The organism is Streptomyces poriferorum (assembly GCF_019399235.1).
Taxonomy (GTDB): domain Bacteria; phylum Actinomycetota; class Actinomycetes; order Streptomycetales; family Streptomycetaceae; genus Streptomyces; species Streptomyces poriferorum.
The window spans coordinates 1-3,399 of sequence record NZ_JAELVH010000452.1; the positions used below are offsets into that span (position 1 = coordinate 1).

At 72.8% G+C, this 3,399-nt stretch carries 5 protein-coding genes; all 5 read left to right on the forward strand.

What is annotated here, in order from left to right:
- Positions 1 to 185 precede the first annotated feature (185 nt).
- The gene (locus JGS39_RS38135; RefSeq protein ID WP_219574358.1) at positions 186 to 506 is read left to right on the forward strand and encodes a DMT family transporter; all 321 of its coding nucleotides are present in this window, start codon (positions 186 to 188) and stop codon (positions 504 to 506) included.
- Complete coding sequence (locus JGS39_RS38140; protein WP_219574359.1) at positions 506 to 1,042, forward strand: TetR/AcrR family transcriptional regulator; 537 nt, start codon at positions 506 to 508, stop codon at positions 1,040 to 1,042. The genes JGS39_RS38135 and JGS39_RS38140 overlap by 1 nt, the downstream gene beginning before the upstream one ends.
- A 98-nt stretch (positions 1,043 to 1,140) precedes the next feature.
- The gene (locus JGS39_RS38145) at positions 1,141 to 1,740 is read left to right on the forward strand and encodes an RNA polymerase sigma factor (protein WP_219574360.1); all 600 of its coding nucleotides are present in this window, start codon (positions 1,141 to 1,143) and stop codon (positions 1,738 to 1,740) included.
- Positions 1,727 to 2,674 carry a CU044_5270 family protein gene (locus JGS39_RS38150; protein WP_219574361.1) on the forward strand — a complete coding sequence of 316 codons (948 nt, stop codon included), beginning with the start codon at positions 1,727 to 1,729 and terminating at the stop codon, positions 2,672 to 2,674. The genes JGS39_RS38145 and JGS39_RS38150 overlap by 14 nt, the downstream gene beginning before the upstream one ends.
- A gap of 169 nt (positions 2,675 to 2,843) precedes the next feature.
- Positions 2,844 to 3,399: 2,3,4,5-tetrahydropyridine-2,6-dicarboxylate N-succinyltransferase (locus JGS39_RS38155; protein WP_505391882.1), on the forward strand; the 556-nt coding region annotated here is incomplete at its 3' end.

Below are 3,399 nucleotides of genomic sequence, written 5' to 3' on the forward strand. Positions count from 1 at the left end.
GGGTGGGGTGGCGGTGCGTACGGCGCACCCCCGTACGCACCGCCACCCCACCCTGCGTCCTGCGCCACTGCTGCTCCGTCGGTCGGTCGATCATGATCTGGCATGTACTGGACGGACCACGGTAGCGCTCGTGTCACCCGTTCGGCCCAGGGCCTCCCCGGCATCCCATGCGTACACTCGTACACATGGGATACGGACTGCTGGCCGCGGCCATAGCGGCAGAGGTGGCCGGGACGACCGCCATGAAGTACAGCGAGGGATTCACCCGGCTGTGGCCCTCTCTGATCACCGTCGCCGGATACCTGCTGGCCTTCTCGCTGCTCGCCCAGACCCTCAGGACGATGTCGATGGGTACGGCCTACGCGATCTGGGCCGGGATCGGAACGGCCGCCGTCGCCGTCATCGGCGTGCTGTTCATGGGGGAGTCCGGCAGCCCGGTCAAGGCGGCGGGCATCGCCCTGGTCATCGCCGGCGTGGTGGTCCTCAACCTGGGCGGCGCGCACTGATGGCGCGCAGGTACGACCCCGAGCGGCGCGAGCGGATCATCGACGCGGCGATCCGGGTGGTCGGCGCCAAGGGCATCGCCGGGCTCAGCCACCGCTCCGTCGCCGCCGAGGCCGATGTGCCGCTCGGCTCGACGACATACCACTTCGCCTCGCTGGACGAGCTGCTGATCGCCGCCCTGCGCCGCACGAACGAGAACTTCGCCACGCTCATGCGGCAGAGCCGTTCCCTCGCCGACCCGGCCGCCGACCTCGCAGGCGAACTCGCCCGGCTGCTGGGGGAGTTCTTCTCCGCCGCACGCGGCCCGGCGGAACTGGAGTACGAGCTCTACCTCGCCGCCCTGCGCCGGCCCGCGCTGCGTCCCGTCGCCGCCGAGTGGGCCGACGGCACCGCCGCACTCCTGGCACCGCGCACCGGCCCGGACACGGCACGCGCACTGGTCGCGCTGATGGACGGGATCTGCCTGCAGGTACTCCTGACCGACGGGGTCTATGACGAGGCGTACGCACGGGAGATGCTGGGCCGCATCAGCAGGTGACGCCGTCCCCGCGACCGGGTCCGTGAACCCGGAAGGCCGCTGCGGGCAACAGCAGATGACACGCCTCGTGCGGAACTGCTGAAGAAGACGGAGACACCGTGACCGGACCACCGAGAGACGACGACGCGGCCGTGGTCAGCCGGTCGCTGGAGCGGCCCGAGACCTTCGCGCTGCTCTACGACCGGTACGCCGCCGATATCCACCGCTACGCCGCCCGCCGCCTCGGCGAAGGGGCGGCCGAAGACATCACCGCCGACACCTTCCTCGTCGCCTTCCGCTCCCGCGCCCGCTTCGACACCGGCCGGGACAGCGCACGGCCCTGGCTGTACGGCATCGCGGCCAACCTCATCGGCAAGCACCGCCGCACCGAGGTCAGGGCGCTGCGCGCGCTGGCCCGCACCGGAACCGACCCGGTGGCCGAGTCCTGGACCGCAAGCGCCGACCACCGGGTCAGCGCCCAGGCGGCCCACAGCCTGCTCGCGGGCGCCCTCGCCTCGCTGTCCGCCGGCGACCGCCACGTACTCCTGCTGATCGCCTGGGCCGATCTCAGCTACCAGGAGGTGGCCGACGCGCTCTCCGTGCCCGTCGGCACGGTCCGTTCCCGGCTCAACCGGGCCCGCCGCAAGGTCCGTCAGACCCTCGGCGCAGATCCCACAGTCGTTACCGAAGGCCTGGAGGTGGCCCATGGGCACGGATGAGATGTCGCTGCTGCGGGAACTGCGCGCCGAGGCGCCGGTACCGGACCGGGCGGCGCTGGCCGAGGGCCGGCAGCGGCTGACGGAGGCCGCGGGACGCCGCCGCCGGCTGCGCGCCGACTGGCGGATCGCCGCGGTGGCGACCGCGGCGGCGGTCGTCATGGGGGCCGCCGTCAGCGGCCAGGTCCTCGGCGGCGAGCAGGGCGCACAGCAGGGCGCGTCTCCCGTCGTCGTGTCCGAACTGGGCAGCGCCGCACAGGTGCTCAGGGACGCGGCCGGTGAGGTCGCGGACGATCCGGTGCCGGCGCCGCGGGCGGGGCAGTGGGTCTACACGAAGGAACTGGTGGCTGACACGAAGGGTGGCTCACAGCTGGGCGGGCCGGGGAGCGCCGTCACCGAGGACGTGCAACGCGAACTGGTGGCCCTGGCGAAGGAAGGCAGGTCGGGGGACGAGGCGGGCGGCCTCCGGGTGATCGAGCACTGGTACCGCTACGCGGACCCGGACTTCGAGAACGGGAAGTCGGGCGACGACCATTCTCCCCGTGAGCGGTTCCAGTTCCTGGCGGATCTGCCGTCCGACCTGGAACAGGTGAAGAAGCGGGCCCGCGCGTTCTACCCGGGCGAGGACGAGACCACCGCCGAGCACGACTTCCGGGCGCTGTCCGTGCTGGCGCTGTCCTACCCCGCCGATCCGAAGGGACTCGCCTCGGTCTACCGGGCGATGGCCACCATCCCCGGAATCGAGGCCGTCCAGACACAGGACGTGCTGAACCGGCCGGCCATCGGCATCCATCTGCCGGGCGAGCGCGACCTGCTGCTCCTGAACGCGCAGACCTCGTTGTACGCCGGCGAGGGCTCGCTGGACTCGCCGGCGGGCTTCATCGTGACCGCCAGGGCCGCGGCGGCCGTGGTCGATGAGAAGGGGCGGCGTTCCTGACACGGGGTCCGGACCGGCCGTCGTACGGGAGCCCACGGGGGTGGTTCCCGTAAGACGGCCGGCGGGCGGCGCGAGGAGGGCCGGGCCGGGCCCTCCGGCGCCGTGTCCGCGACGCCCGGACGCTGAGACCGGTTGGCCCGGGCCGCCCCCGGCCGGTTAGGTTCGGGGCATGACCGACACGACTTCTCCCCGTTCCACCGGCGCCGTCGCCGCCGGCCTCGCCACCATCGCCGGCGACGGTTCCGTTCTCGACACCTGGTTCCCCGCTCCCGAGCTCACCGCCGAGCCCGGACCGGCCGGAACCGAGCGGCTCACCCCCGACCGCGCGGTCAACCTGCTCGGCGAGGGCGCCGCCAAGGCCATCGGTGTGGACGCCCGCCGCGGGGTCGAGGTCGTCGCCGTCCGCACGGTCATCGCCTCGCTCGACGACAAGCCGCTCGACGCGCACGACGCGTACCTGCGCCTGCACCTGCTCTCGCACCGCCTCGTACAGCCGCACGGGCAGAACCTGGACGGCCTGTTCGGTCTCCTCACCAACGTGGCCTGGACCTCGCTGGGCCCGGTCGCCGTGGACGACGTGGAGAAGGTGCGGCTGAACGCCCGCGCCGAGGGCCTGCACCTCCAGGTCACCTCCGTCGACAAGTTCCCGCGCATGACGGACTACGTCGCGCCGAAGGGCGTCCGCATCGCCGACGCCGACCGGGTGCGGCTCGGTGCGCACCTCG

Bases quoted from the DNA above. Each gene is read 5' to 3' on its own strand.
- JGS39_RS38150 (WP_219574361.1), top strand. From the start codon at position 1,727: ATGGGCACGGATGAGATGTCGCTGCTGCGGGAACTGCGCGCCGAGGCG.
- JGS39_RS38140 (WP_219574359.1), top strand. From the start codon at position 506: ATGGCGCGCAGGTACGACCCCGAGCGGCGCGAGCGGATCATCGACGCG.
- JGS39_RS38135 (WP_219574358.1), top strand. From the start codon at position 186: ATGGGATACGGACTGCTGGCCGCGGCCATAGCGGCAGAGGTGGCCGGG.